Annotated in this window: 23 protein-coding genes and 2 pseudogenes; all 25 read left to right on the forward strand. The window is 41.5% G+C overall.

The genetic code is table 11. The features are described 5' to 3' along the window. Nucleotides 1-52 precede the first annotated feature (52 nt). Nucleotides 53-421, forward strand: a complete 369-nt coding sequence (locus tag A4H00_RS08730) for a GNAT family N-acetyltransferase (RefSeq protein WP_099092168.1) — start codon at nucleotides 53-55, stop codon at nucleotides 419-421. Nucleotides 422-533: 112 nt separating this feature from the next. After that, entirely contained in the window at nucleotides 534-1,415 is an 882-nt protein-coding gene (truB, locus tag A4H00_RS08735; RefSeq protein ID WP_067089663.1) for a tRNA pseudouridine(55) synthase TruB, read from the forward strand. Between the two features lie 36 nt (nucleotides 1,416-1,451). Further along, a complete protein-coding gene (locus A4H00_RS08740; RefSeq protein ID WP_067091593.1) occupies nucleotides 1,452-2,375 on the forward strand; it encodes a bifunctional riboflavin kinase/FAD synthetase in 924 nt (307 codons plus the stop codon). Then, on the forward strand, nucleotides 2,368-3,111 hold the full coding sequence (locus A4H00_RS08745; RefSeq protein WP_067089668.1) for a potassium channel family protein: 744 nt from the start codon (nucleotides 2,368-2,370) through the stop codon (nucleotides 3,109-3,111). Before A4H00_RS08740 ends, A4H00_RS08745 begins: the two co-directional genes overlap by 8 nt. 76 nt (nucleotides 3,112-3,187) lie before the next feature. Further along, on the forward strand, nucleotides 3,188-3,595 hold the full coding sequence (locus A4H00_RS08750) for a Spx/MgsR family RNA polymerase-binding regulatory protein (RefSeq protein WP_067089671.1): 408 nt from the start codon (nucleotides 3,188-3,190) through the stop codon (nucleotides 3,593-3,595). A gap of 2 nt (nucleotides 3,596-3,597) precedes the next feature. Continuing rightward, complete coding sequence (locus tag A4H00_RS08755; RefSeq protein ID WP_067089684.1) at nucleotides 3,598-3,876, forward strand: UPF0223 family protein; 279 nt, start codon at nucleotides 3,598-3,600, stop codon at nucleotides 3,874-3,876. Continuing rightward, the gene (locus tag A4H00_RS08760) at nucleotides 3,866-4,624 is read left to right on the forward strand and encodes an inositol monophosphatase family protein (RefSeq protein WP_067089689.1); all 759 of its coding nucleotides are present in this window, start codon (nucleotides 3,866-3,868) and stop codon (nucleotides 4,622-4,624) included. Before A4H00_RS08755 ends, A4H00_RS08760 begins: the two co-directional genes overlap by 11 nt. Next, entirely contained in the window at nucleotides 4,624-5,937 is a 1,314-nt protein-coding gene (locus A4H00_RS08765) for an RsmF rRNA methyltransferase first C-terminal domain-containing protein (protein ID WP_067089693.1), read from the forward strand. The genes A4H00_RS08760 and A4H00_RS08765 overlap by 1 nt, the downstream gene beginning before the upstream one ends. Nucleotides 5,938-6,058: 121 nt before the next feature. Continuing rightward, the gene (locus A4H00_RS08770) at nucleotides 6,059-6,928 is read left to right on the forward strand and encodes a phosphate ABC transporter substrate-binding protein PstS family protein (RefSeq protein ID WP_067091596.1); all 870 of its coding nucleotides are present in this window, start codon (nucleotides 6,059-6,061) and stop codon (nucleotides 6,926-6,928) included. A 2-nt stretch (nucleotides 6,929-6,930) separates the two neighbouring features. Next, nucleotides 6,931-7,848 (forward strand): phosphate ABC transporter permease subunit PstC, encoded by a 918-nt coding sequence (pstC, locus tag A4H00_RS08775; protein WP_067089696.1) that lies wholly within the window; start codon nucleotides 6,931-6,933, stop codon nucleotides 7,846-7,848. After that, on the forward strand, nucleotides 7,838-8,725 hold the full coding sequence (pstA, locus tag A4H00_RS08780; protein WP_067089699.1) for a phosphate ABC transporter permease PstA: 888 nt from the start codon (nucleotides 7,838-7,840) through the stop codon (nucleotides 8,723-8,725). Before pstC ends, pstA begins: the two co-directional genes overlap by 11 nt. A 15-nt stretch (nucleotides 8,726-8,740) precedes the next feature. Further along, the gene (gene pstB, locus A4H00_RS08785; protein ID WP_067089704.1) at nucleotides 8,741-9,544 is read left to right on the forward strand and encodes a phosphate ABC transporter ATP-binding protein PstB; all 804 of its coding nucleotides are present in this window, start codon (nucleotides 8,741-8,743) and stop codon (nucleotides 9,542-9,544) included. Between the two features lie 12 nt (nucleotides 9,545-9,556). Further along, on the forward strand, nucleotides 9,557-10,315 hold the full coding sequence (gene pstB, locus A4H00_RS08790; RefSeq protein WP_067089708.1) for a phosphate ABC transporter ATP-binding protein PstB: 759 nt from the start codon (nucleotides 9,557-9,559) through the stop codon (nucleotides 10,313-10,315). Nucleotides 10,316-10,333: 18 nt separating this feature from the next. Further along, on the forward strand, nucleotides 10,334-10,990 hold the full coding sequence (phoU, locus tag A4H00_RS08795; RefSeq protein ID WP_067089712.1) for a phosphate signaling complex protein PhoU: 657 nt from the start codon (nucleotides 10,334-10,336) through the stop codon (nucleotides 10,988-10,990). 96 nt (nucleotides 10,991-11,086) lie between these two features. Further along, nucleotides 11,087-11,761, forward strand: coding sequence for a response regulator transcription factor (locus tag A4H00_RS08800; protein ID WP_067089716.1), 675 nt, complete (start codon nucleotides 11,087-11,089; stop codon nucleotides 11,759-11,761). Further along, a pseudogene (locus tag A4H00_RS08805) lies at nucleotides 11,751-13,137 on the forward strand (sensor histidine kinase). Before A4H00_RS08800 ends, A4H00_RS08805 begins: the two are co-directional and overlap by 11 nt. A 483-nt stretch (nucleotides 13,138-13,620) precedes the next feature. Beyond that, on the forward strand, nucleotides 13,621-15,123 hold the full coding sequence (locus A4H00_RS08810; protein WP_067089719.1) for an LPXTG cell wall anchor domain-containing protein: 1,503 nt from the start codon (nucleotides 13,621-13,623) through the stop codon (nucleotides 15,121-15,123). A gap of 391 nt (nucleotides 15,124-15,514) precedes the next feature. Continuing rightward, nucleotides 15,515-16,345 (forward strand): annotated as a pseudogene (locus A4H00_RS08815) (metal ABC transporter solute-binding protein, Zn/Mn family); the annotation flags it as partial. Further along, nucleotides 16,346-19,873, forward strand: coding sequence for a pneumococcal-type histidine triad protein (locus A4H00_RS12030; protein ID WP_067089727.1), 3,528 nt, complete (start codon nucleotides 16,346-16,348; stop codon nucleotides 19,871-19,873). It abuts the pseudogene before it with no gap. A 147-nt stretch (nucleotides 19,874-20,020) separates the two neighbouring features. Next, entirely contained in the window at nucleotides 20,021-21,082 is a 1,062-nt protein-coding gene (locus A4H00_RS08825) for a pyridoxal phosphate-dependent aminotransferase (RefSeq protein WP_067089731.1), read from the forward strand. 287 nt (nucleotides 21,083-21,369) lie between these two features. Next, nucleotides 21,370-22,113 carry a DeoR/GlpR family DNA-binding transcription regulator gene (locus A4H00_RS08830; RefSeq protein WP_067091599.1) on the forward strand — a complete coding sequence of 248 codons (744 nt, stop codon included), beginning with the start codon at nucleotides 21,370-21,372 and terminating at the stop codon, nucleotides 22,111-22,113. Beyond that, nucleotides 22,110-23,021: a 1-phosphofructokinase gene (pfkB, locus tag A4H00_RS08835; RefSeq protein WP_067089735.1), complete on the forward strand. Its 912-nt coding sequence runs from the start codon at nucleotides 22,110-22,112 to the stop codon at nucleotides 23,019-23,021. The genes A4H00_RS08830 and pfkB overlap by 4 nt, the downstream gene beginning before the upstream one ends. Next, entirely contained in the window at nucleotides 23,018-24,973 is a 1,956-nt protein-coding gene (locus A4H00_RS08840) for a PTS fructose transporter subunit IIABC (protein ID WP_067089738.1), read from the forward strand. The genes pfkB and A4H00_RS08840 overlap by 4 nt, the downstream gene beginning before the upstream one ends. 101 nt (nucleotides 24,974-25,074) lie before the next feature. Further along, complete coding sequence (locus A4H00_RS08845) at nucleotides 25,075-25,449, forward strand: DUF1149 family protein (RefSeq protein ID WP_067089741.1); 375 nt, start codon at nucleotides 25,075-25,077, stop codon at nucleotides 25,447-25,449. 1 nt (nucleotide 25,450) lies between these two features. Beyond that, nucleotides 25,451-26,302: a DegV family protein gene (locus A4H00_RS08850; RefSeq protein ID WP_067089745.1), complete on the forward strand. Its 852-nt coding sequence runs from the start codon at nucleotides 25,451-25,453 to the stop codon at nucleotides 26,300-26,302. The last annotated feature ends 2 nt before the right edge of the window (nucleotides 26,303-26,304 follow it).

The raw sequence follows: 26,304 nt of genomic DNA on the forward strand, positions 1-26,304 counted from the left end.
TCGTAGCTACAAAGAGAAGGATGTTCTAGCGTGTCAGTAGTTACTACTAGAGTTGGGCTATCCCAGTCAGATTGAAGAGTTAAATGAGCGTTTGTCCTCCCTTTTGGCACAACCAGACTACGAATTGTTAGTCTATGAAGAAGAAGGACAGGTGCTTGGTCTAGTTGGCTATGCCAAGATGTACTTTTTTGAAAGAAATGGTGCTTACTTGCGGATACTAGCCTTGGTTGTTGATAGTCAGTATCGCAATCAAGGAATTGCAACAGCCTTACTCGATAGGGTCAAGCAGATTGGTAACGAATCAGGCTGTCAGACTCTAGCCTTAAATAGTGGTTTGGGAGAGGAGAGACAGATAGCCCACCGGTTTTATGAACACTATGGCTTTGAGAAAACCTCAGTTGGGTTTGCTTATCCATTGTAAGAAACAAGAAGTGTGAAGCAAAGAAGCTGGCAATCTGGTTTTATGAACCTTGACAAGCGAGAGTGAATTTTTTTGTTCAACCTCAATTCCATTTCTATGCTATAATAGTTCTATGCTTTCAGGAATTATCAATGTAAAAAAAGAAGCGGGGATGACCTCGCATGATGTGGTATTTAAACTACGTAAGATTTTAAGAGAAAAGAAGATTGGACACGGCGGCACCCTTGACCCAGATGTGACAGGGGTCTTGCCAATTGCGATTGGAAAAGCGACCCGCCTCATTGAATATATGCAGGAAGAAGGGAAAGTCTACGAGGGCGAAATCACGCTTGGCTTTTCAACGACGACAGAAGATGCGTCTGGTGAAGTGGTGGAGCGGACTGCAATTCCGACGACTTTGACGGAAGAAGAAATCGACCAAGCTATGCAAGGATTTGTCGGGACAATCACCCAGATTCCTCCTATGTATTCGGCAGTTAAGGTCAATGGCCGCAAGCTCTACGAGTATGCAAGAGCTGGGGAAACAGTTGAGCGACCTGAGCGTCAGGTAGACATCTATCAGTTTGATCGGATTAGCCCACTCCTTTTTGAAAATGACTGTGTACGCTTTTCCTTTCGTGTGCGTTGTAGTAAAGGGACTTATGTGCGTACCTTGTCCGTGGACTTAGGAACTCAGCTTGGTTTTGCTAGTCACATGTCTCATTTGGTGCGGACAGGTTCTTCAGGCATGGTGATTGCAGATGCGCTGACCATTGAAGAAATTGCCCGCTTAGTGGAAATGGATGATGCCACATTTTTGCAACCGATTGAGCAAGGAATTGGTGATATGCCAAGAGTTTTGCTGACGGAAGAAGAAGTAGCAGATGTAAAACATGGGCGTTTTGTGGTACTAGATAGGTCAGAAGATGTCATTGCAGCTTTCTTTGAAGGGCAATTGGTTGCCATGTTAGAAAAAAGAGAAGGTTCCTATAAGCCTAGAAAGGTTTTTATCTAGGTCTTTTTCAGAGCTTTATGATACAATAATACAATGATGAAACGGATAACAATAAACGATTATAAAGACATTCAGCCCCAAGGAGACACCGTGTTGGTATTGGGGTATTTTGACGGCATTCATTTAGGACATAAGGCCTTGTTAGATAAGGCGCGTGCAATAGCAGATCAACGTGGCTTGACGGTAACTGTTCTGACCTTTCCAGAGTCACCTCGTCTGGCTTTTACTCGCTTTAGTCCTGACTTACTTCGTCATTTGACAAGTGCAGAGCGCCGCTTCCAGTTATTTGAAGAGTACGGTGTTGAACAACTGTATCTGACAGATTTTACCAGTTCCTTTGCTGCAACAACACCTGAAGCGTTCATTGAAAACTATATTAAAGGATTGCAGGCTAGTGTTGTGGTAGTTGGCTTTGATTATCATTTTGGAAATACTAGAGCAACGGTTGCAGAGTTAAAAGAACTATTTGACGGTGAAGTAGAAGTGGTTGAAGAAGTCCAATTAAATGGTGAAAAAGTATCTTCTACCCGGATTCGCAAGGCTGTCCAAGAAGGAAAGATATACGAAGCCAATCAATTATTGGGCTATCCTTTTGAGACAAGAGGGATTGTTGTCCATGGTGATGCAAGAGGGCGGACGATTGGTTATCCAACAGCGAACCTTGCACCACTTGATGCGGTTCACTTACCGGCAGACGGTGTTTATGTTGCAGATGTTGTCATTGCTGGGCAACGCTACCGCGCCATGGCGAGTGTTGGGAAGAATGTGACCTTTGATGGAACAGAGTTACGCTTAGAAGCTCATATTTTTGGCTTTGAACGCTATATTTATGGCGAAAAAATCACGATTTATTGGCTAGAAAAAATTCGTGATATGATTAAATTTGATGGCATTGATGCCCTTATGACACAAATGAAGGAAGATGAGCGAACGGCGCTCACTTGGAAGGACCATGATTAAGAAAATCATAAATGACTCGCGCTATGAAGTTGTGATGATTGTGATGGCAGTGCTCTACGTAGTGCTGATTGGCAGTGAAATGTTGGCCCTTGTTTCCTCTCAGAGCCTATGGTATCATGTGTTTGATACTCTATTTTGGGGGATTTTTGTTTTTGATTACAGCAGTAATCTCTATTATGCAGAGGATAAAGGTGAGTATGTCCGAAAGAACCTTCTTGATCTGATTGCCATCCTCCCATTTGTTCAGCTTGCGGCCTTTTTCAGAATCGGTCGCATTGCCCGCTTTGCAAAATTATTTAGGGTGCTCAAGTTTACACGGCTGATTGCAGTATCCAGTAAGCTGTGGGATGTTCTGCGCAAATTGATGAATACTAGCGGTTTGTATAAAATCTTGGCGCTCAATTTTGTAGCAGTCATGGTGGCCAGTCTTGTTTTATCGATTGTTGAAAAGCAATCCTTTCTAAATGCACTCTGGTGGTCTATCGTGACCACAACAACCGTTGGCTATGGGGATATTGTGCCCCAGACAGCCATTACCAAAGCCATTGCGATTTTGCTCATGCTGATTGGAATCTCGACCTTTGGGATGGTCACGGCGATTATTACTCGCTTCTTCGTTGATAGCGAGCGAGATGCCAAAATTGACGAGCTTACCTTAAAAATAGAAGAGCAAAATATCATCTTGCAACGCTTAGAAGCGAAAATAGACGTGCTATCACAGGACGGACATGGGTAAAATCTCAATTTTATCTTGTAAAAAGCGTCTATCTAGTGTATAATAGGGTGAGAGAATGATACAGAAAGGTATGCTAATGATTACACTATTTTTATCGCCAAGTTGTACAAGCTGTCGAAAAGCTAGAGCATGGTTAACCAATCATCAGGTGCCTTTCTCAGAACATAACATTATGACAAGCCCCTTAACGACAGAGGAGTTGAAAAATATTTTGGCTCTGACAGAAAATGGGACAGATGATTTAATTTCAACGCGCTCAAAGGTGTTTCAAAAGTTAAATGTTGATGTAGAGGAGCTCTCTATTTCAGAGTTAATTGAATTGATTGCGGCTTACCCGAGCTTACTCAGACGTCCCATTATTTTAGATGAAAAACGGATGCAAATCGGATTTAATGAAGATGAGATTCGAGCCTTTTTACCACGGAAGTATCGCAAACAAGAATTGAAAAATGCAACGTTAAGAGCAGAGATAGGACAAGGATAGATATGGAAAAGAATTATTCATATCCACTTGATTTTTCGTGGAGCACAGAGGAGTTATCCTCCGTGCTTTCTTTTTTGAATCAGGTGGAAAAGGCTTATGAAGGTGGGGTGACTGTTTCTGCCCTTCTTGAAGCCTACAATCAATTTAAAACAGTTGTGAAAAGTAAAGGGGAAGAACGTCGAATTGACCGTGAATTTGAAGAGGTTTCGGGCTATTCAACTTATCGGGCAGTCAAGCAGGCAAAGGAGCAAGGGAAAGGAGTGCTTTCTCTTGGAAGATAAATATCAGTTTGCAAAAGAGCTTGTTTTAGAAGCGGGAGAATTTTTAAGACAGCATTTAGAGGATGACTTGATTATTGAAGAAAAAGAGCATTTTACGGATTTGGTCACCCAATTAGATAAGACTGTTCAGGAGAGTCTAACAGCAAAGATTCTGGAGCGTTATCCAGAAGATTGTGTTCTTGGCGAGGAGAGTCCAGATCATTTGCCCTTAGGTCAAGGAAAGGTTTGGGTGATTGATCCTATTGATGGCACGACAAATTTCATCGTTCAAAAGGCAGATTTTGCTGTTTTAGTTGCTTATTTTGAAGATGGTCTTGGTCAATTTGGTCTGATTTACGATGTGATAGAAGATAAATTGTATCATGGTGGCGGTCAATTTCCAGTCTACGAAAACGATCGTCTCTTACCTTCTTTTCAAAACAAGTCTTTGAAAGAAAGTCTGATTGGCCTTAATGCAGGTCTTTATGCTCAAAATTATGCAGGATTAGCGGATATGGCAGATCACACTTTGGGAACACGTTCAATCGGTAGTGCAGGGATTAGCTTTGCTCATGTTTTGACAGGCCGTTTACTGGCTCAGGCTTCCTATATCTATCCTTGGGATTATGCTGCAGCAAGTATTTTGGGGGAGAAGCTCGGCTATACCATGATGACAACAAGTGGCAAGAAACCAGCTTTTTACGGTCGTGAGTATATTATTTTTGCCCCAACTGAAAAAATAAATGAAATAAAAAGGTATTTACGGTGATGGTATTACCAAACGATTTTATAGAGAAATACGAACAACTGCTCGGTGCACAAGCACCAGCCTTTTTTGACAGCTTTCAGGAAGAAGCAGTAGCAGGCTTTCGGACAAATCCCTTAAAAGAAACACAGCGGCCATTTGAACATCCGATTAATCAGATGCCCTGGTCTTATTATGGAAAGGTATCGGGTCGATCGGTCGAACATGTCACTGGTTTAGTCTATTCACAGGAGCCAGCAGCACAGGTGGTAGGACAGGCAGCCGCTCCTCAAGAGGGCATGAAGGTCTTGGATTTAGCTGCTGCACCTGGAGGAAAAACGACTCATCTCTTATCCTATTTGGGCAATACAGGCCTTCTTGTCAGCAATGAAATTTCCAAAAAACGCTCGAAAATCTTAGTGGAAAATATCGAACGATTTGGAGCTCGCAATGTCCTAGTGACCAATGAATCAGCTGAGCGCTTGGCAGGAGTTTTTGCAGATTATTTTGATCTGATTGTCTTAGATGCACCTTGTTCGGGTGAGGGGATGTTTCGCAAGGATCCAGGAGCGATAGACTATTGGTCAAGCGACTATCCAAGTGAGTGTGCGGAGTTACAAAAGGAAATTTTAAGGGCTGCGATGGACATGCTGGCCCCAAATGGTCAGTTAATTTATTCAACCTGTACGTGGGCACCGGAAGAAAACGAAGAGATTGTTCAATGGTTGCTAGAACACTATGAAGTGACGTTAGTGGATATTCCCAAAATCAATGGTATGGTAGAAGGAATCGGCTTTTCAGAGACGGCTCGAATGTATCCTCATCTGTTTAAAGGCGAAGGTCAGTTTGTGGCTAAATTTCAATACCATGGCGAGAAGGCTTCAAGCAAGAAGTTAAAAGGCAATCAGTCGAATCTCAATCGTGAGCAGAAGCAATTATGGCAGGAGTTTTCACAAGGCTCTCTCATGTTTAAGGCAGAAGGAGTCTTGCAGGTCTTTGGTGATGAGCTCTATCTTCTCCCACATGGTTTGCCAGATATTTCAAAGTTGAGAATTGCTCGAAATGGTTTGCATTTGGGAACCTTTAAGAAAAAGAGATTTGAACCAAGTTTTGCTTTAGGATTGGCCTTACGAAGCGACGAGGTCAAGTACCGAGTCGAGATTTCAGAGGAAGACTTTTTCCAATATGTCGCTGGACAAACCCTTGCGGTTTCAACAGAATTGACCAATGGTTGGTACCAAGTTTCAGTGGCTGGAAATGGTTTAGGTTTTGCAAAAGTTGTCTCAGGAACGCTCAAAAATTCTTTTCCAAAAGGGCTGCGTTTTTCATCAAAATAAATGGGTTAGAAATACTTTGCAAGTTAGAATGTTATATGATATAGTGGAATTGTGGAACTTTCGTGTAAATGAGATGTAATTGCAGGGAAAGCCACGCAAAAATGAAAAGGAAAAAGAAAAAATGAAACAAAAGCGTAAGCTTGGCCTCATCGCCTTATGCCTTTCAGCGAGCCTTAGTTTGTCTGCTTGTGCTTCATGGATTGACCGTGGAGAATCCATTACAGCAGTTGGATCGACCGCTCTTCAGCCCTTAGTTGAAGCAGCAGCTGATGAATTTAGCATTGAAAATAAGGGCAAAACAGTGAATGTCCAAGGTGGTGGGTCTGGTACTGGCCTATCTCAAGTTCAGTCAGGTGCTGTTCAGATTGGAAATAGTGATGTCTTTGCTGAAGAAAAATCAGGAATTGATGCGAGCCAGTTGGTCGATTACCAAGTAGCTGTTGCAGGCATTGCTGTCATCGTGAATAAGGAAGTTAATGTCAAGGATATTAGTCTTGATCAGCTCAAGAAGATTTTTACAGGTGATATTAAAAATTGGAAAGAACTAGGTGGAAAAGATTTAGAGATTTCCATTATCAACCGAGCAGTCGGTTCTGGTTCACGAGCAACCTTTGATACGGTTGTGATGAAAGGGGAAGAAGCAGCACAGAGTTTAGAACAAGACTCAAACGGAATGGTCAAATCAATCGTTTCCCAGACTCCGGGGGCGATTTCCTATCTTGCCTTCTCCTATATCGATAACTCAGTAAAGACAATTCAGTTGAATGGTTTTGAACCTACAATGGACAATGTTGTTACCAATGATTGGCCAATCTGGTCTTATGAACACATGTATACCAAGGGTGAAGCGACTGGCCTTGAAAAGGAATTTCTAGACTATGTCATGTCTGAAAAAATTCAAAAAGGAATTGTTGTTGATATGGGTTATATTTCAGTCAATGATATGAAAGTAACCAAGAGCGCAGACGGTACAGTGAAGGAGAAGAAGTAAGCATGAAAAATGAAAAACTTGCCAAAGAATTGCTGTCCCCTTCTAAAAATTCTCGCTTAGAGAAATTTGGAAAGAGCATTACCTTTCTTTGCCTAGCCTTGATTGTATTCATCGTAGCGATGATTTTACTCTTTGTTGCCCAAAGAGGTTTGTCGACCTTTTTTGTGAATGGTGTCAACATCTTTGAATTTTTATTTGGAACAGTTTGGAAACCAGCCATTAAGTCCTTCGGTGCTTTTCCAATGATTGCTGGATCCTTTATTGTGACGATTTTATCTGCCCTTATTGCAACACCTTTTGCTATTGGAGCCGCTGTATTTATGACTGAGGTATCGCCGAAATATGGTGCCAAGATTTTGCAACCAGTTATTGAACTCTTGGTTGGGATTCCATCCGTTGTCTATGGATTTATTGGCCTTCAGGTCGTGGTACCTTTTGTCCGCTCCATTTTCGGTGGGACAGGTTTTGGTATTTTGTCAGGGGTTTTTGTCCTCTTTGTCATGATTTTGCCAACGGTGACCTTTATGACGGTTGATAGCTTAAAAGCAGTGCCACGTCATTATCGTGAAGCAAGTCTTGCCATGGGAGCTACTCGTTGGCAAACAATTTGGCGTGTGACCTTACATGCAGCCAAGTCTGGTATTTTTACTGCAGTTGTCTTTGGAATGGCTCGTGCCTTTGGTGAAGCCCTTGCAATTCAAATGGTCGTAGGAAATTCAGCAGTTGTACCAACTTCTCTAACAACACCGGCTGCAACTCTGACATCTGTTTTAACCATGGGAATTGGAAATACGGTTATGGGCACTGTCCAAAATAATGTTCTCTGGTCATTGGCTCTCGTTCTATTATTGATGAGTTTGGTCTTTAACTTGATTATGAAATTTATTACAAGAGAGAGGAAGAGAAACTATGCACGCTAAAAAAGTTGATAAATTAGCGACAGGGATTTTGTACTCGATAGCGATTATTATCGTTGCCATTTTAGCTTCCCTCATTTTGTATATCTTGCTACGAGGTCTTCCTCATGTGAGTTGGTCCTTCCTGACTGGAAAATCGTCATCCTATCAAGCAGGTGGGGGGATTGGCATTCAGCTCTATAATTCCTTCTTCCTATTAGTGATTACGCTCTTGATTTCTGTTCCACTTTCCATGGGTGCAGGAATTTATCTGGCAGAATATGCGAAAAAAGGTCGCCTGACCAATTTTATCCGTACCTGTATTGAGATTCTATCTTCTCTTCCCTCTGTGGTGGTTGGTCTCTTTGGCTACTTGATTTTTGTTGTCCAATTTCAATATGGCTTTTCTATCTTATCAGGTGCCTTAGCTTTGACAGTCTTTAATCTGCCACAAATGACGCGCAATGTCGAAGATAGTTTGCGCCATGTTCACCATACGCAACGCGAAGCTGGTCTAGCTCTCGGTATTTCACGTTGGGAAACAGTATTTCACGTTGTCATCCCTGAAGCACTTCCAGGAATTGTAACCGGAATTGTCCTTGCTTCTGGTCGTATTTTTGGGGAAGCTGCGGCTCTTATCTACACCGCAGGTCAATCAGCGCCAGCCCTTGATTGGTCAAACTGGAATCCGTTGAGTGTGACGAGTCCGATTTCGATTTTCCGTCAGTCAGAAACGCTGGCAGTTCACATCTGGAAGGTAAATAGTGAAGGAACGATTCCAGATGCAACGCAGGTTTCAGCTGGTAGTGCAGCTATTCTCTTGATTTTCATTTTGATTTTCAATGTATCTGCACGTTATATCGGTAAAAAATTGCATGCAAAATTAACATCTGCAGCCTAGAGTAGAGGAGAAAAAATGGCAGAATACAATTGGAATGAAAAGCATATCATCACCTTTCCTCAGGAGAAGATTGCCTTAGAAACCAAGGATTTACATGTCTATTATGGTAGTAAGGAATCGATTAAGGGTGTTGATATGCAGTTTGAAAAACATAAAATTACAGCCCTCATCGGCCCGTCTGGCTCTGGGAAATCAACCTATCTTCGTAGTTTGAACCGTATGAATGATACCATTGATATTGCTAAGGTTACAGGAGAAATTCTCTATGAAGGTGTGGATGTGAACCGTCCTGAGATTAATGTTTACGAAATGCGTAAACACATTGGCATGGTTTTCCAGCGTCCCAATCCCTTTGCTAAATCCATTTACCGCAATATCACCTTTGCCCATGAACGTGCAGGTGTCAAAGATAAAAAAGTCTTGGATGAGATTGTTGAAACCTCACTCAAACAAGCAGCTCTATGGGAGCAGGTCAAAGATGATTTACATAAGTCAGCCTTGACCCTATCAGGAGGACAGCAACAACGCTTGTGTATCGCTCGTGCCATTTCTGTGAAACCAGAAATTCTCCTCATGGATGAGCCTGCTTCGGCACTTGATCCGATTGCGACCATGCAGTTGGAAGAAACCATGTTTGAATTGAAGAAAAACTATACGATTATCATTGTGACCCACAACATGCAACAAGCAGCGCGCGCCAGTGATTACACAGCCTTCTTTTATTTGGGAGATTTGATTGAGTATGATAAAACAGCCAATATCTTCCAAAATGCCAAATTACAATCAACAAACGACTACGTGTCAGGACACTTTGGATAGAAAGGAACTTTAATGACAGCACCGATTTTACAAGTCAAAGACTTGTCTGTTTATTACAATAAGAAAAAGGCCTTAAAAAATGTTTCCATTGACTTCTATCCAAATGAAATCACAGCCCTGATTGGGCCGTCTGGTTCTGGGAAATCAACGCTCTTACGTTCGATTAACCGCATGGGAGATTTGAATCCGGAGGTGACCTTGACAGGAGCGATTGATTACAATGGTCGAAATATTTACAGTCCCCGTACGGATACGGTTGATTTGCGAAAAGAGATTGGAATGGTATTCCAACAGCCCAATCCTTTCCCAATGACCATTTATGAAAATGTGGTATATGGCTTGCGAATTAATGGAGTGAAAGACAAGCATATTTTAGACGAGGCTGTTGAGACTTCCTTGATTGGAGCTTCCATTTGGGATGAGGTCAAGGACCGCTTGCATGATTCTGCGATCGGCTTATCGGGTGGACAGCAGCAACGGGTCTGTGTGGCACGGGTTCTTGCAACGAGCCCTAAAATCATCTTGCTGGACGAACCAACATCCGCCCTTGATCCTATCTCAGCTGGAAAGATTGAAGAAACCTTGTATGGCTTGAAGGACAAGTACACTATGGTCTTGGTGACACGTTCTATGCAGCAAGCCTCACGTATTTCAAACAGAACAGGCTTTTTCCTCGATGGTGATTTGATTGAGTATAATAAGACCAAGGAAGTCTTCTTGAATCCTCGAAATAAGGAAACGGAAGATTACATCACAGGAAAATTTGGATAAGAAAAAGGAACACCAACTATGTTAAGAACACAATTTGAAGAAGAACTAGATAAATTGCACAATCAATTCTATGCGATGGGAAATGAAGTTCTTGGACAAATCAATAATACTGTACAAGCCTTTATCTCGCATGACCGCGAATTGGCAAAAGAAGTGATTGAATCAGATGCCAAAATCAATGCTTTTGAAATTAAACTAGAGAAAAAATCACTTGAAATCATTGCCTTGCAGCAACCAGTATCATCTGACTTGCGTACGGTTATTACTGTTTTGAAGGCTACTAATGACTTGGAGCGCATGGGTGACCACGCAGTATCCATAGCAGAAGCGGCTATTCGAATGAAAGGAGAAGTCCGTATTAAAGTTGTTGAGGCTGAAATCAAGAAAATGGGGCGAGAAGTCCGTCGCTTAGTTGAGTCTGCCTTGGAATTATACCTCAATGGTGGCGAAACGGAGCAGGCGTATGAACTGGCAGCCCACGACGAAGTCATCAATCAGTATTACAACAGCATCCAAGAATTGGCAACAGAAGAAATCAAAAAAAATCCTGATGCCTTGATTGCAGGACGTGACTATTTCCAAGTCATTTCCTTCCTTGAACGCATTGGTGATTATGCCAAAAATATCTGCGAGTGGGTAGTCTACCTACGCACAGGAAACATTACGGAATTGTAAAAAATCTGGACACTTGTCCAGTTTTTTTAGCTTCTTTTAAGTTTGCTGGTGTAGAATCAACTATAATGATATAATGGAAAAACAGGAGAGAATAGGATGATTAAGATTTTATTAGTAGAAGACGATGTAAGTTTATCCAATTCAGTCTTTGATTTTTTAGATGATTTTGCGGATGTGATGCAGGTATTTGACGGCGAAGAAGGCTTGTATGAGGCGGAATCAGGAGTGTATGACCTCATCTTGCTTGATTTGATGTTACCAGAAAAGAATGGCTTTCAAGTGTTGAAAGAATTACGAACCAAAGGTATTACAACGCCTGTCTTGATTACGACGGCCAAGGAAAGTTTGGACGATAAGGGACATGGGTTTGAACTTGGAGCAGATGACTATCTGACCAAACCCTTTTATTTGGAAGAGTTGAAAATGCGCATCCAAGCCCTTCTGAAGCGTGCTGGGAAATTCAACGAAAATGTTTTGACCTTTGGGGATGTAACTGTTGATTTATCGACCAATACGACAACCGTAAATGGGGAAGAAGTAGAATTTTTGGGGAAAGAATTTGACTTATTAGTCTACTTTTTACAGAATCAAAATGTGATTTTGCCGAAAACACAGATTTTTGATCGCCTTTGGGGGTTTGACAGTGATACGACAATCTCAGTAGTAGAAGTCTATGTCTCTAAAATTAGAAAAAAATTGAAAGGGACGGCCTTTGGGGAGCAATTACAGACTCTAAGAAGTGTCGGATATATCTTGAAAAATGCTCATTAAATTTCGTAAACTTTACCACACGGATAATTTTTCTTATTTTATCCGTTATTTTTGTTTTTACACTAATCTTTGGTTTGATGACGGTGATTATTTTCCAGCTCATGCGTTCAACCATGTATCAAAGCGCTGATGAGAATTTTAAGGAAATTATGAGCAATCCTGAGATGATGATGAAATTCGCTCGGGCACGTGGCTTGTCTCCTGAGGCAGAAATTGTCTGGGAAAAAAGTGTAACAGGAAGCCAATCTGATACAGAGGACGGAGTAAACGATTCGGCAGATGAGAAGTCCTTTTATTCCGCTTCCAAAATTCGTCTCAACTCAAATTATCATGTGATTCTTTACGATAGTAAAGGCAACCGGTTGAATCAGGTCGACTTCTTCTCAGGTTTGTCAACCTTGACCTTGGATAAAAAACCTCTTGGTACCATTACCGAATGTGCTGTAACGACTCCTTTTGGAGAGCAGGAGTATTACCGCTGTATAACAGTGTCTTTATCAGAAGATGCGATGGCATCTTACGCTGGATTAGATATCAAATATGCCACAATTCTTTTCAATACAAGTCAAATTAAATCATCTATTGCCTCTTATGAGTCAACGGTAATCCTTGTCATGATTAGCTTTTGGTTGATTTCGATTGTGGCAAGTATCTACCTATCTAATGTCAGTATGCGTCCTATCCTTGCTAGTTTTCAAAAGCAAAAAGAGTTTGTGGAGAATGCAAGTCATGAATTGCGGACACCGCTTACTGTCTTGCAAAACCGATTGGAAAGTCTTTTTAGACATCCGGAAGCAACGATTATGGACAGTAGTGAAAATATTGCCTCCAGTTTAGCAGAGGTGCGCAATATGCGTCTTTTAACAACCAATCTGCTCAATCTCGCTCGCAGAGACGATGGTTTGAAACCAGAAATTGATGCGATTCAGCCAGCATTTTTTGATGAAATATTGGCAAACTATGTGATAATGGCTGAAGAAAATGGAAAAACGATAGCTATCACAAATCAAGTTACAGAGACAATTCGGACGGATAAGACCCTACTCAAGCAATTGATGACGATTTTAGTCGATAATGCAATGAAGTACTCAGAAGCCGATGGTCATATCTGGATTCAAACAAGTCTCAAAGATAAGTTTTTAGTCGTACGTGTTGCTGATAATGGTCTTGGAATTAGCCCTGAAAATAAAAAGAAGATCTTTGACCGATTTTATCGTGTTGATAAGGCACGAACGCGTCAAAAAGGAGGCTTTGGACTAGGCCTCTCTCTTGCGAAGCAAATCATTGATACCTTACATGGAACAATTACTGTTCAAGATAATCAGCCAAAAGGTACTATTTTTGAAGTAAAAATTCCAAAAGAATTTCGAAAATAATAGATAGGGGGGATAAGCGAATCAGCTTCGAACATTTCCTCCCTTTCCGCTAAGACTTACAGTCATGTGGTTTATATAAGATTCTATTTTTTCATTGGGTTGCAATACTCATCAAGAATCAGAATCTGACGTTGTTAACTTACCTTGCGGAACTGTCGTTCTATCTATAGTTTTGTTGTCTAGTCAGATTTTGACTTTCATAGAGTACAAAAGACCTCAATTCGATCTCGTTGGGAGGTGCTGAAATACCGTTAGAGTGCCCACTTTCAGGCAAACGTTCATCTTTTGTATGGAAAATGTAAAATTTTTCAAAAAATACTTGACATTTTAGGGATAAATATATAGAATAGTAGCGTAAAGGATGTTACAGTGCTTACAGTGCTTACAGTGCTTACAGTGCTTACAGTGCTTACAGTGCTTACAGGGTCTATAGTGTCCTTATACAACATTATCTTTCTATTTTCAAAATAAGAGGAGGAAAATATGAATACGAAGAAAATTGTTTTAGCTAGTTTAGCTAGCGTTTCACTTCTAGGTGCAGCTGTTGTAGCTCAGCAAGTGATCAGCCCTGCATCAAATGTAGAGGCAGCTAGTGTTGCTCAAGTCCGTGTGGCAGTTATTGACCAAAATGGTGCAGCTGTTCCGGGTGCTACTGTTGACGTTAACATCGGTGGAAAAATCACAACCTATACTGCGGATGCAAACGGTTTTGTAGACCTTACTGCTACTACAGGTACTATGGTTGAGTACCGTGTTTCTACACTTCCAAACGGATACGAGCTCACTCAGTACAATGGCCAACCAGTTGGCTTCCAAGGTGTTGTGAAAGCAGTTGATGTGCGCCTAGAAAAACGTACATTGTCAGTGACCAACAATAACCCAGCTCCAGTAGAACCAGCTAAACCACAAGAGGATCCAAAACCAAAAGAAGATCCAAAACCAAAAGAAGATCCAAAACCAGTTGATAACCAATCAGTAGCACAAGTGCGTGTAAGAGTTGTCGATGAAGCTGGTCAACCAGTATCAAACGTATCAGTTGATGTTATGGTAGATGGCAAAGCTACAGGATACACAACAAATGATCAAGGTGTTCTCGAATTGACAACGAACGGTGGAGCAGCTGTTCAATACCGTATTGCAACACTTCCAGCAGGTTATGAGTATGTAATGTACAATGATAGCCCAGTTAGCAACCAAGGTATGTTAACAGCTAATGCAGCTAGCTTGCAAGAACGTACTCTTGTATTGAAGAAAGTTGGAGGTAAGCACCATTCTACTGGTCCAGATGAGACTCCAAAATCGGACAAACCAAAATTGGATCTAGATCAATTACAAAAGGATGATCAGTTTCCAGAAGGTGAAGCAAAAGTTATCGTGGCAGTTGTAGACTATGCAGACCAAAGCAAACCACTTGCAGGCGTTGGTATCAAAGTAACTGTTGGTGGAAAAGACTACCGTTTGACAACAGGTGCAGATGGTACGATCACAATCCCAGCTAAAGACGGTGAAACAGTTGCATATGAAATTGTAGACCCAGGAAATAACGGCTACGGATTTGTAGAATACGGTGGAATGCCAGTGAGCCACAAAGGTGAAGTGAAAGCTCTTAAAGTTCGTGATGAAAAACGTACCCTTGTTCTTACAAAAGGTGGAGCAGCACCAAGCGGTTCACAAGGACCTATCCAAGGCCCAGGTATGCGTCATAAACCTGGTTCAACAACCACAAGCACAAATACTCCACCAGCTCCAGTAGGTGGACCAAAAGCAACTACTACAAGCACAAATACTGCTCCAGCACCAGGTAACAAAACTCAACCGGGTATGAGCACTTCAACAGCGAAAGCAGCAGCTCCAGCAGCAGCTAAGAAAGAAGAGAACAAAAAAGTATTGCCTAAGACAGGTGATGCAAGCTCACTTCTTACAGTTGTAGGAACAGTTCTTTCAGGCTTTGGTATTGCAGGAGTAGCAAAACGCCGTAAAAAATAATTCACTTAGATAATCACTATTATATTATCTTATATAAGGAATTTAGATAGAGAAGAAGCTTAGATGGATAACCATCTGAGCTTTTTCTGTTTATTTATAACACTTGGAAAAAGACTACAGTGGTAGTTTGGTTTCTACAAACGGGAACTTTGTGAATCTTTTTTCATTTTTTTAAAAAAATACTTGACAGTTACTAGATAGAGTGGTATATTATTAACTAGTTTAAGAACCAGTTAAGTAATTAGCTGAGTTTATTTTTAAGCATATAGACAACTGGTTAATAATCGGTAAAGGAGTTATGATGAAAGTAAAAAAGGTTATTCTAACAGTGTTGAGCTTGATTTCCTGTCTAGGTATTGTAGGCTGCAGTAGGGAAACGCAGCAAAGTGGGCAGGGGCTGAAGATTGTCACCAGTTTTTATCCTATTTATTCTATGGTTAGAGAAATCGCAGGCGAAGTCAATGATGTCCGCATGATTCAATCAAATAATGGCATTCACTCCTTTGAGCCATCAGCCAATGATGTTGCCGCTATCTATGATGCAGATATCTTTGTCTATCATTCAAGAACCTTGGAGTCTTGGGCTGGATCGCTTGACCCTACCTTGCAAAATTCAACTGTTAAAGTTATTGAAGCTTCTCAAGGAATGAGCTTGGACAAAGTACCGGGTTTGGAAGATATGGAAGCTGGTGAAGGGGTAGATGAAAAAACACTCTATGATCCACATACTTGGTTAGATCCTGAAAAAGTTGCAGAAGAAGCTCGAATTATTGCCCAGCAGTTGTCAGAAGTGGATCCGGAGCATAAAGAGCTGTATATGAAAAAAGCTGATAAGTTAAGTCAAGATGCTCAAGCTTTAACCAAAAAATATCAGCCAATATTTGCAAAGGTCTCTCAAAAAACTTTTGTGACCCAACATACAGCCTTTTCTTACTTAGCCAAGCGTTTTGGCTTAGAGCAATTAGGGATTGCAGGGATTTCACCAGAGCAAGAGCCTAGTCCACGCCAGTTGGCAGAGATTGAGGAATTTGTGAAACACTATAAGGTTCAAACCATTTTTGTGGAAAGCAATGCTTCTTCAAAAGTAGCTGAAACGCTGGTTAAATCAACAGGAGTCGCCTTAAAAACTTTAAATCCTCTGGAAGCTGATCCGGAGAACGATGCGACCTACTTGGAAAATTTAGAGGCAAATATTGCCATATTAGCAAAGGAATTAAAATAGATGAAAAAGAAATATATTATTGGTAGTGTTGCAGCCATTGCCCTTAGTTTATGTAGTTATGAACTCGGCCGTCATCAAGCAATTTCTGAAAAAGAAAGTCATCGTGTGGCCTATGTCGATCAACAAGCTTCTCCAAATAATGTCGCGACAAAAGCTGAAAATTTGACTCCTGAGCAAATCAATGCTAAAGAAAATATTAAAGCAGAACAAATTGTCATCAAAATCACGGATAAGGGCTATGTTACATCGCATGGTGACCATTATCATTACTATAATGGGAAAGTTCCGTTTGATGCCATTATTAGTGAAGAATTGATTATGAAAGATCCTGCTTACCAATTGCAGGATGCAGATATTGTCAACGAGGTAAAAGATGGCTATATTATCAAGGTCAACGGCACCTACTATCTATACCTAAAAGATCCAGCTCATACCACCAATGTACGGACCAAAGCAGAGATTGCTCGTCAGCGTGAAGAACATGTGCAAAGCAAGATTGCTGCAGGAGAAAATAATCAGTCAGTTCCTCAAGAAGTCAAGGCCGCACGAGCGCAAGGTCGTTACACGACAGACGATGGCTATGTCTTTAATCCGACAGATGTGATTGAAGATACAGGGGATGCCTACATTGTTCCTCATGGCAATCATTTCCATTATATTCCAAAAAGTGATTTGTCTCCAAGTGAGTTAGCCGCAGCACAGAATTATTGGAATAGCAAAAAAGGTGGTGGGAACCGTCCTTCTTATGCTCAGGCTGGTAGTCAGAACAGTGCCAGTCCATCAAACTCAGACGGTCAGGAAGATATTCAAGGTTTGCATACAAGCAGACAGCAAGCTCCATCACTTTTCCAATTATTACAAGACTTGTATGCAACTCCACTTTCAGAGCGCCATGTCGAGTCAGATGGTCTTGTCTTTGATCCGGCGCAGATTACACGTCGTACGGAAAGTGGTGTTGTGGTACCGCATGGCGATCATTTCCACTTTATTCCTTATGCTCAAATGTCAGCACTCGAAGCAAGGATTGCTCGCATGATTGAGATTGGAAAGGTTGTCACCCCAGATGAAGAAAGACCTCAAACAAATACTGAGAGTGTGTCAGCACACCAGAGTGCTCATTCAGATTCGTCCATTCCTTCTTTGCATCAGTCTGGAAATCAACTTGATCAGAATCCTTCGCAAGAGATGCGAACAAAGAAAACGGGATATACGACAGATGACGGCTATGTCTTTAGCCCAACGGACGTGATTGAAGATACAGGAGACGCTTTCATCGTCCCGCATGGCAATCACTTCCACTATATTCCGAAAAATGACTTGTCTCCAAGTGAGTTAGCCGCAGCTCAGAGTTATTGGAACAATAAAAAAGGTGGCATACAGACTTCGTCTCAACCTCAATCAGGTTTGACTAACGTACAGAACAAGCCTAATTTACCAGAAAGTCCGCAAGTTGGCTTGCTTGGAATTCCAAATCCAAGCAAACCAGAAAAAATACTTCCGAGTCAGCCAGATGTGACTGGACATGTTCCGCATTTGAGCAGTGAAACGATTTCAAGTATTGTTTCTCATGGTAATCAGGAGCCGAGTATTTTCCAACTCTTGCAGGAATTGTACCAGAAACCGCTTAGTGAACGTCATGTGGAGACAGATGGTCTTGTCTTTGACCCAGCACAAATCACTAACCGTACCTCAAGAGGGGTGGCAGTACCTCACGGTGATCATTTCCACTTCATTCCGTACGCACAGATGTCTCCGTTAGAAGAGAAAATTGCTCGGATGATTGAGATTGGAAAAGCGATAAAACCAGACGCAACACCAAGTGAGCCGACTGTTCCAGCAAAACCAAGCAATCCAGTAAGGCCAATTAACAAGCCAAGTGCAGTGCCAACTACGCCAACACAGCCTGTTGAGCCAAGTAAACCAGTCGAAACTGTTCCAACTCCAGCAAATCCAATTGAGCCAAGCGACAAACCTGAAGATAAGCCAGCAGTTGAAGTTCCTAAAGATCCAGAAAGTCAGCCAGTACTGCCTCAGGATCCGAAGCAGGAGGAAGCCCCTAAGGCTGAAAAACCGCAGAAGAAAAGTATGTATTCGCAGGAAGAATTGGCCGCAGCACGGGCAGAAGGCCGCTATACCTCTGCTGAAGATGGCTATATCTTTAAGGCAGAGGACATCATCAGTGATGAGGGCGAGTCTTATCTGATTTTCAGAGACAATTACACACATTGGGTAGACAAAGAGTCTCTTTCAGAAGCAGAATTAGCAGAAGCCAAAGCCTTTTGTGAGGCAAAAGGGTTGAAAGCTCCTGCTGCAGATGATGTATCCTATTTTGATGCCAGCAAGGAAAGTGCAGAAGCAGTCTTTGAACGAGTGACCCCTAAAAAAGTGATTCCGTTTGAACGCTTGCCGTACAATTCAGGCTATGTATCTGACATTAAGAAGGGCAAGATTATCATTCCTCATCGGGATCATTACCATAATCTATCCGTTTCTTGGTTCAACGATTCAGAATCCTTTAAAGCACCGAGTGGCTATAGCTTGGAAGACTTGTTTGCAACCATTAAATACTATCTTGCCCATCCAGAGGAACGTCCATATTCGCAATATGGTTGGGGTTCTGTAGAGGAGAGCAAGGAAGAAACACCGAACATTCCAGAAAGTAAGCCAACAGAGGCACCTAGCCACCCAGAACGAGAAGGCAAGCCAAATTCACAGATTGTCTATACACCTGAGGAAATTGCTGCTGCCAAGGCGCAAGGTCGTTATACAACATCAGACGGTTATATCTTTGATGCCAAGGACATTGTTGAAGACCTTGGAGATGGCTACTTGGTTCCTCATATGAGTCATAGCCATTATATTCCAAAGAAAGATTTGTCTGAAAAAGAGCAAGAAGAAGCGCGCCGCTATGTAGCAGAAGCTGGTCTTGCAGATAAGAAAGAAGAGCCGACAGTTCCAACTACTGGTGAAAAGGCTATTGATATCTACAATCGTGTAACACCAGCCAAACTTGTCCCAGTTGAGGCTATGCCGTATAACTCCGCTTATGTTGTAGACTTTAGAGATGGTCAGATGATTATTCCACATTATGATCACTATCACAATATCTCTCTTTCTTGGTTTGATAATGACCATTACCATGCACCAGCCGGATATACCTTGGAACAATTCCTCGCAACGGTCAAATATTATGTCACTCATCCAGAAGATCGTCCAGTATCTGAGGACGGATTTGGCAGTGCCAGCGACCATGGCAAGGCGACTGATGAAGGAAAAGAAGAGACAGACGAGGTAGAAGAAACAGCACCAGAACCAGACGAAGAAGAATTGGAGCAACAAAGGTTAGCCGGAGAGTACGGACTGTCAGTGGATGATTTCCAAGACAGACTCGTCAAAATTGCCTTAAAATACAAGGTAGCTGTGGATAGTTTTAGTTACCAACCAGGACAAAAAACACTTTCATTGGTAACAAAAGATGGTAAAACAGTCCTTGTTTCTCTGGAAAGTTTAGAAGAACTTCCGGCATAAATAAAAACTAGTAAATTCCATGAGGGAATTTGCTAGTTTTTTTACAGTAAAAGCTTGATTTTTCCGTATTCCATGCTATAATAATGTACATTTATACAGTTTTGTCAAAAATAACGTATAATAACACATCTTAAAGGAGAGAGCAAAATGGTAGAGTTTAGACAGGGATTGGCGAGCTGGGAGCCGTACAAATTGGGGCAAATTGCTCCATATGATTTGGCCAATAATGAGAACCGCTTAATGGATTGGACAGGGCTTTTAGAGAATATCCAAGCCAATATGAGTCTGTCCGATTTGATGTACTATGGTGATAATTGCTATCGTGATGTTATTGAAAAATATGCCAACTATGCTGGTGTGCATGCTACACAAGTTACAGTCGGTGTAGGGTCAGATTTTCTCATTCACATGATTGTAACGACCTTCTTAGAAAAGGAAGATGTCTTTTTGACCGTTGATCCGGATTTTTTCATGTATCAGGTCTACAACCAGCTGCATGATTCGCGTTTCGAGGCATATCCCTTAGAGTGGGAGCAGGGCAGTCTACACTTGTCGGCAGAAAAACTTTTGATTTATGCAGAGCGAGTGGAGCCTAAGGTTCTCATGTTATCCAATCCCAACAATCCCTCTTCTGTAGCCTTTGATCCCAAAGAAATCGAGCAAATTCTACAATCTTTCAAGGGCTTGGTTGTCTTAGATGAGGCCTATATCGAGTTTTCAGATAGCCCGAGTTTTGTCAGTTTGATTGGAACTTACCCTAATCTCATTGTTTTACGTACCTTATCAAAAGCCTTTGGTCTAGCAGGTCTGCGGTTAGGCTTTGCCATAGCTAATGAGCGCTTGATTTATGAACTGGATAAGGCTATCCCGCCTTTTAGTGTGTCAAATGTTGTGGCAAAAATTGGCTCTGTGGCTCTAGATTACACTAATCAAGTGGAAGAGTCAAGACAAGCAATCATCGCACTTCGTCGGGAGTTTCTGGATTTTCTGGCTCAGATTCCGAAGGTTCAAGCCTTACCTAGTCAGACAAATTTTGTGACATTTACCTTTCCAAAAGCAGAAGCCTTTTATCGCAAGGCATTAGAACAGGGATTTGACTTCAAGTATTACCAAGAAGGAAAACTAACAGGTTATATTCGGATGGCGATTGGTCGTCCTGAGGAAATGGCCTTAGTGAAGCAGATTCTGCTCTCTCTTATGTCTGAATAAATGAAGTAGATTTCGCCAAAAACGTTTGACTAATATACAAAAATAGGAGTAAGATACTCAACGTTAGGAATAACAAGTGAGTTCTGCTCCTGTTTTATTTTTGTTTTAGATGAACTTTCGATGGATAGGGTTTGTAGCGTATTAGTCCATATGCTGGACTATTTTTGACAAAAAGTATATTTTATCCTTAAAATGATAGGTTTTGAAAGAAAATGATTGACAATGATTGACAATGATAGAAAAACGTGTATAATAGTTTCTGTAATCGATTGCAGGAGGTGAGAGAGATTCTTAAATCAGAACGCCAACAGATAATTGTAGAGACCATTAAGGAGCGTCAATTTGTGAAATTGGAAGATTTGGTGGTATTGCTACATTCTTCTGAATCAACTGTCAGACGCGATTTGGATGAGCTTGAAATGGCGGGAAAGCTTCGTCGTGTGCATGGCGGAGCCGAAAGTCTACCCAATCTTCAGGAAGAAGAATCCATTGTTCAAAAATCTGTCAAAAACGTTCAAGAAAAACGGCAAATCGCTCAAAAAGCTGCCAGTTTGGTAGAAGATGGGGATGTCCTCTTTCTTGATGCAGGAACAACAACCGAGTTCATGATTGATTACTTGGCAGCGACTGAGTTGACTGTAGTGACCAATTCTGTTCATCATGCTGTCAAGCTAGTAGATAAGGGCTTTTATACCATCATCATTGGCGGTAAGGTTAAAAAGTCAACAGACGCTTCTATCGGAGCAGTAGCACTGGAACAGATTCGGCAGCTGCATTTCACCAAGGCATTTCTTGGAATGAATGGTGTTGATAGCCATGACTATACGACACCAGACATAGAAGAAGGAGCGATTAAGCGGACGGTTTTGAACAATACCAGTCAAGCCTATGTCTTAGTCGATTCATCTAAATTTGGTCCGATTTCTTTTACAAAAGTGGCAGAAATCGAAAGAGCACATCTCATTTGTTGTCACACCGAGAGCAATCTAATAGCAACTATAAAGAAAAAAACGAGGGTAATTGAAGTATGATTTATACAGTCACCTTAAACCCTGCGATAGACTATATTGTTCGTCTGTCAACGATCGAATCAGGCGCAGTTAATCGCATGGATAGTAGTGATACCTTTTCTGGTGGTAAGGGAATCAATGTCAGCCGGATTTTACAACGGCTTGGCTATGCCAGTACCGCAACTGGTTTTGTTGGAGGATTTACTGGGGAATTTATCAAGAGCAGTTTGGCTGCTGAAGAAATTGGTACTCGGTTTGTCAATGTAGACCAAGATACCCGTGTCAATGTCAAAATCAAGGCAGACCAAGAAACGGAGATCAATGGACTAGGACCGATTGTGACAGAGGAGCAGCTGGCAGAATTAGAAACCATTTTAGCACATGTCACCACAGAAGATACCGTGGTTTTTGCAGGTTCTGCACCAGCTAGTTTGGGAAACCAAGTCTACAATCGCTTGATTCCCTTAGCCAAAGAGGCTGGAGCAGAAGTTGTCTGTGACTTTGAAGGTCAGACCCTGCTGGATTCTTTGGCCTATCAACCACTCTTGGTCAAACCAAATAATCATGAATTGGAAGCCATTTTTGGTGTGACCTTCCAGTCGCGTGAGGATATTGTGCAGTATGCAAAAGAAATTCTTACCAAAGGTGCACAACATGTGATTGTGTCCATGGCAGGTGATGGAGCATTGCTAGTGACTCCAGAAGCAACCTATTTTGCAAAACCAATCAAAGGAGAGGTCAAAAATTCTGTCGGAGCTGGTGATTCAATGGTTGCTGGATTTACAGGTAAATACACGACATCTCATGACCCAATTGAAGCCTTGAAATGGGGAGTTGCCTGCGGAACGGCAACAGCTTTCTCAGATGATTTAGCCAGCATTGAGTTTATTAAGGAAATGTATGAAAAAGTGGAGGTAGAAATGCTATGAAAATTCAAGATGTCTTACGACAAGAAGTGATGTTGCTTGATTTAGCAGCAAAAACAAAAGAAGCAGTCATTGATGAAATGGTCACAAGCTTAGTGGAAAAAGGGTTTGTAACAGATTTTGATGTCTTTAAAACAGGGATTATGAACCGTGAAGCCCAAACGACAACTGGTCTCGGTGATGGAATCGCTATGCCTCATAGCAAGAATGCGGCAGTAAAAGAAGCAACGGTTCTCTTTGCAAAATCAAATGCAGGTGTCGACTATGAGAGTTTAGATGGTCAGCCAACAGATTTATTCTTTATGATTGCTGCACCAGAAGGGGCTAATGATACGCATTTAGCAGCCCTTGCAGAATTGTCCAAATATTTGATGAAGCCAGGATTTGCAGACAAACTTCGTCAAGTCTCTTCACCTGCTGAAGTTCTAGCAGTCTTTGATGAAGCTGAGGCAGCTGATAAAGCGAGTCAAGCGGTCGAAACAGCAAGTGTTAGCACAGGAGAAAAAGACTTTATCGTTGCTGTTACAGCATGTACAACAGGAATTGCCCATACCTATATGGCAGAAGAAGCACTGAAAAAACAAGCTGCTGAAATGGGGATTGACATTAAGGTAGAAACAAATGGTGCATCTGGTGTTGGCAATAAGTTGACAGCAGAGGATATCAAGCGTGCTAAGGGCGTTATCATCGCGGCAGATAAGGCAGTTGAAATGGCTCGATTTAATGGAAAACCACTTGTATCACGCCCAGTTGCAGATGGTATCAAAAAGACAGAAGAACTCATCAACATCGTCTTAAACGGTGAAGCAAGTCTGTATCAAGCAAAAGAAGGTGTGAGTATGGAAGAATCAGCTGAAACATTGAGTCTTGGAAAAGCCTTCTACAAACACTTAATGAGCGGTGTTTCCCAAATGCTTCCATTTGTTATCGGTGGCGGTATCTTGATTGCCCTCGCCTTCCTCATTGATAATGTCTTGGGTGTACCACAAGAACAATTGTCTAGTCTTGGTTCGTACAATGAATTAGCTTCTATGTTTATGCAGATTGGTAGCGCTGCTTTTGGCTTTATGCTGCCACTTCTTGCAGGGTATATTGCTTATTCTATTGCTGAAAAGCCAGGCTTGATTGCAGGTTTCGTAGCAGGTGCTATTGCAAAAGATGGTCTGGCTTATGGAAAAATTCCATTTGGGGCAGCGACCTCTGACATTCCAGCAGCTGTTTCTTCTGGTTTCTTAGGTGCTCTTGTCGGCGGTTTCTTGGCAGGTGCGGTTATCCTAGCCTTACGAAAAGTTCTTGCGCATTTGCCAAAATCTCTTGAAGGAATCAAATCCATTCTTCTCTTGCCACTGCTTGGCGCTATGATTACGGGATTTGTAATGTTCTTTGTCAATATCCCAATGGCGGCTATCAATACTGGTATGAATGATTTCCTCAGTGGTTTAGAAGGAAGTTCCGCAATCATCTTGGGACTTGTCCTTGGAGGGATGATGGCAATCGATATGGGCGGTCCCGTCAATAAGGCAGCCTATGTCTTTGGTACAGGTACATTGGCAGCAACCGTTGCAAATGGTGGTTCTGTGGCAATGGCAGCTGTTATGGCAGGTGGCATGGTGCCTCCTCTAGCAGTCTTTGTTGCTACTCTCTTATTTAAAGATAAATTTACAAAAGAAGAACGTAATTCAGGATTGACCAATATTGTTATGGGCTTATCCTTTATTACAGAAGGGGCGATTCCATTTGGGGCAGCAGACCCAGCACGTGCGATTCCAAGTTTCGTAGCAGGGTCAGCGATTACAGGAGCTTTAGTAGGTTTGTCTGGTATCAAATTGATGGCACCACACGGAGGAATCTTCGTGATTGCCTTGACTAGCAATCCGCTTCTCTACCTCGTCTTTGTTCTCGTTGGTGCAATTGTATCCGGTATTCTCTTTGGTGCCCTTCGCAAAGCAAACTAATCAAAAATATTCAAACCTTATCATTGAATTGGTAAGGTTTTTTCTCAATTTTATGAAAAATATGGTATAATATCTGTATTATTGTATTTAGGAGAAAAACGATGAATATAATCCGTGATAAAGAGTTTGTGAATCAGTACCACTTTGATGCTCGTAACAGAGAGTGGGAGGCGGAAAATGGTGTTCCGACGACTAAATTGAAAGTAGATTTTCAATTGATTGAGCAAAACACAGAAGAGAACAAAACGTCAATTATTGTGATTCTTCGTTTTATGATTGTTTTGGATCATTTTGTCATTTCTGGTGCGATGAGCCAAGGAATACATATTTTAGAAAAAATAGTTAGAGAAGTAGATGAATTTAGCGAGCAAGACAAGCGATTCTTAGTAAGTCCGTTGCTAGACATCTTGCAACGTCTGACATATGAAGTAACAGAAATCGCCTTGGATGCCCCGGGTGTAAATTTGGAGTTTTAACATGAAATTGGCTGTGATTACAGATTCATCAGTTGTACTGCAAACAACAGAGAGAGAGAATCTTTTTGTATTAGATATTCCAGTAACGATTGAGGATACGACCTATATCGAAGGGAAAAATCTAAGTGTAGAAGAATTTTATCAAAAAATGGCGTCAGCATCTGAATTGCCAAAAACGAGCCAGCCAAGTCTGTCTGAATTGGTCGAAATTCTTAGCCGCTTGCAAAAAGAAAACTATAGTCATGTCATTGGTCTATTTTTATCCTCAGGAATTTCAGGTTTTTACCAGAATATCCAGTATTTGAAAGACGAATTTGAAGGAATGACCATTGCCTTTCCAGATAGTAAGATTACATCTGCCCCACTTGGTATGATGATAGAAAATATCTTAAAGCGATATGACGCGGGTCAGCCTTTTGAGGAAATTTTGGCAAAGTTAGATCAAGAAATCAGCGGTACAACTGCCTTTATCATGGTTGACGACTTGAATCATTTGGTCAAAGGAGGACGCTTGTCAAATGGCGCAGCTCTTCTAGGCAATCTTCTTAGCATCAAACCAATTTTATCTTTTACTGATGAAGGGAGAATAGAAGTATACGAAAAAGTTCGCACAGAGAAAAAGGCTGTCAAGCGCCTGTTGGAAATTTTACAAGAGCAGACTCAAAATGGTCGCTATCGGATAGCTGTGATTCATGCCAATGTGCCACAAAAGGCTGAAGAATTTAGGCAATTGTTACAAGAAAGTGGCACTGACCATGAGTTGTCCATTGTATCCATGGGGTCTGTTATTGGAACGCACGTAGGTGAAGGGGCAATTGCCTTTGGTGTTTCACCAATTATTGACGAGGAGTAGGA

The organism is Streptococcus marmotae, from assembly GCF_001623565.1.
Classification (GTDB): Bacteria; Bacillota; Bacilli; order Lactobacillales; family Streptococcaceae; genus Streptococcus; species Streptococcus marmotae.

What these genes read in the sequence shown, in the direction of transcription:
- A4H00_RS08800 (WP_067089716.1), top strand. Translation starts at nt 11,087, where the DNA reads ATGATTAAGATTTTATTAGTAGAAGACGATGTAAGTTTATCCAATTCA.
- A4H00_RS08845 (WP_067089741.1), top strand. Translation starts at nt 25,075, where the DNA reads ATGAATATAATCCGTGATAAAGAGTTTGTGAATCAGTACCACTTTGAT.
- pstB (WP_067089708.1), top strand. Translation starts at nt 9,557, where the DNA reads ATGACAGCACCGATTTTACAAGTCAAAGACTTGTCTGTTTATTACAAT.
- A4H00_RS08810 (WP_067089719.1), top strand. Translation starts at nt 13,621, where the DNA reads ATGAATACGAAGAAAATTGTTTTAGCTAGTTTAGCTAGCGTTTCACTT.
- A4H00_RS08740 (WP_067091593.1), top strand. Translation starts at nt 1,452, where the DNA reads ATGAAACGGATAACAATAAACGATTATAAAGACATTCAGCCCCAAGGA.
- truB (WP_067089663.1), top strand. Translation starts at nt 534, where the DNA reads ATGCTTTCAGGAATTATCAATGTAAAAAAAGAAGCGGGGATGACCTCG.
- A4H00_RS08745 (WP_067089668.1), top strand. Translation starts at nt 2,368, where the DNA reads ATGATTAAGAAAATCATAAATGACTCGCGCTATGAAGTTGTGATGATT.
- A4H00_RS12030 (WP_067089727.1), top strand. Translation starts at nt 16,346, where the DNA reads ATGAAAAAGAAATATATTATTGGTAGTGTTGCAGCCATTGCCCTTAGT.
- pstB (WP_067089704.1), top strand. Translation starts at nt 8,741, where the DNA reads ATGGCAGAATACAATTGGAATGAAAAGCATATCATCACCTTTCCTCAG.
- pstA (WP_067089699.1), top strand. Translation starts at nt 7,838, where the DNA reads ATGCACGCTAAAAAAGTTGATAAATTAGCGACAGGGATTTTGTACTCG.
- pfkB (WP_067089735.1), top strand. Translation starts at nt 22,110, where the DNA reads ATGATTTATACAGTCACCTTAAACCCTGCGATAGACTATATTGTTCGT.
- A4H00_RS08825 (WP_067089731.1), top strand. Translation starts at nt 20,021, where the DNA reads ATGGTAGAGTTTAGACAGGGATTGGCGAGCTGGGAGCCGTACAAATTG.
- pstC (WP_067089696.1), top strand. Translation starts at nt 6,931, where the DNA reads ATGAAAAATGAAAAACTTGCCAAAGAATTGCTGTCCCCTTCTAAAAAT.
- phoU (WP_067089712.1), top strand. Translation starts at nt 10,334, where the DNA reads ATGTTAAGAACACAATTTGAAGAAGAACTAGATAAATTGCACAATCAA.
- A4H00_RS08770 (WP_067091596.1), top strand. Translation starts at nt 6,059, where the DNA reads ATGAAACAAAAGCGTAAGCTTGGCCTCATCGCCTTATGCCTTTCAGCG.
- A4H00_RS08840 (WP_067089738.1), top strand. Translation starts at nt 23,018, where the DNA reads ATGAAAATTCAAGATGTCTTACGACAAGAAGTGATGTTGCTTGATTTA.
- A4H00_RS08765 (WP_067089693.1), top strand. Translation starts at nt 4,624, where the DNA reads ATGGTATTACCAAACGATTTTATAGAGAAATACGAACAACTGCTCGGT.
- A4H00_RS08850 (WP_067089745.1), top strand. Translation starts at nt 25,451, where the DNA reads ATGAAATTGGCTGTGATTACAGATTCATCAGTTGTACTGCAAACAACA.
- A4H00_RS08750 (WP_067089671.1), top strand. Translation starts at nt 3,188, where the DNA reads ATGATTACACTATTTTTATCGCCAAGTTGTACAAGCTGTCGAAAAGCT.
- A4H00_RS08755 (WP_067089684.1), top strand. Translation starts at nt 3,598, where the DNA reads ATGGAAAAGAATTATTCATATCCACTTGATTTTTCGTGGAGCACAGAG.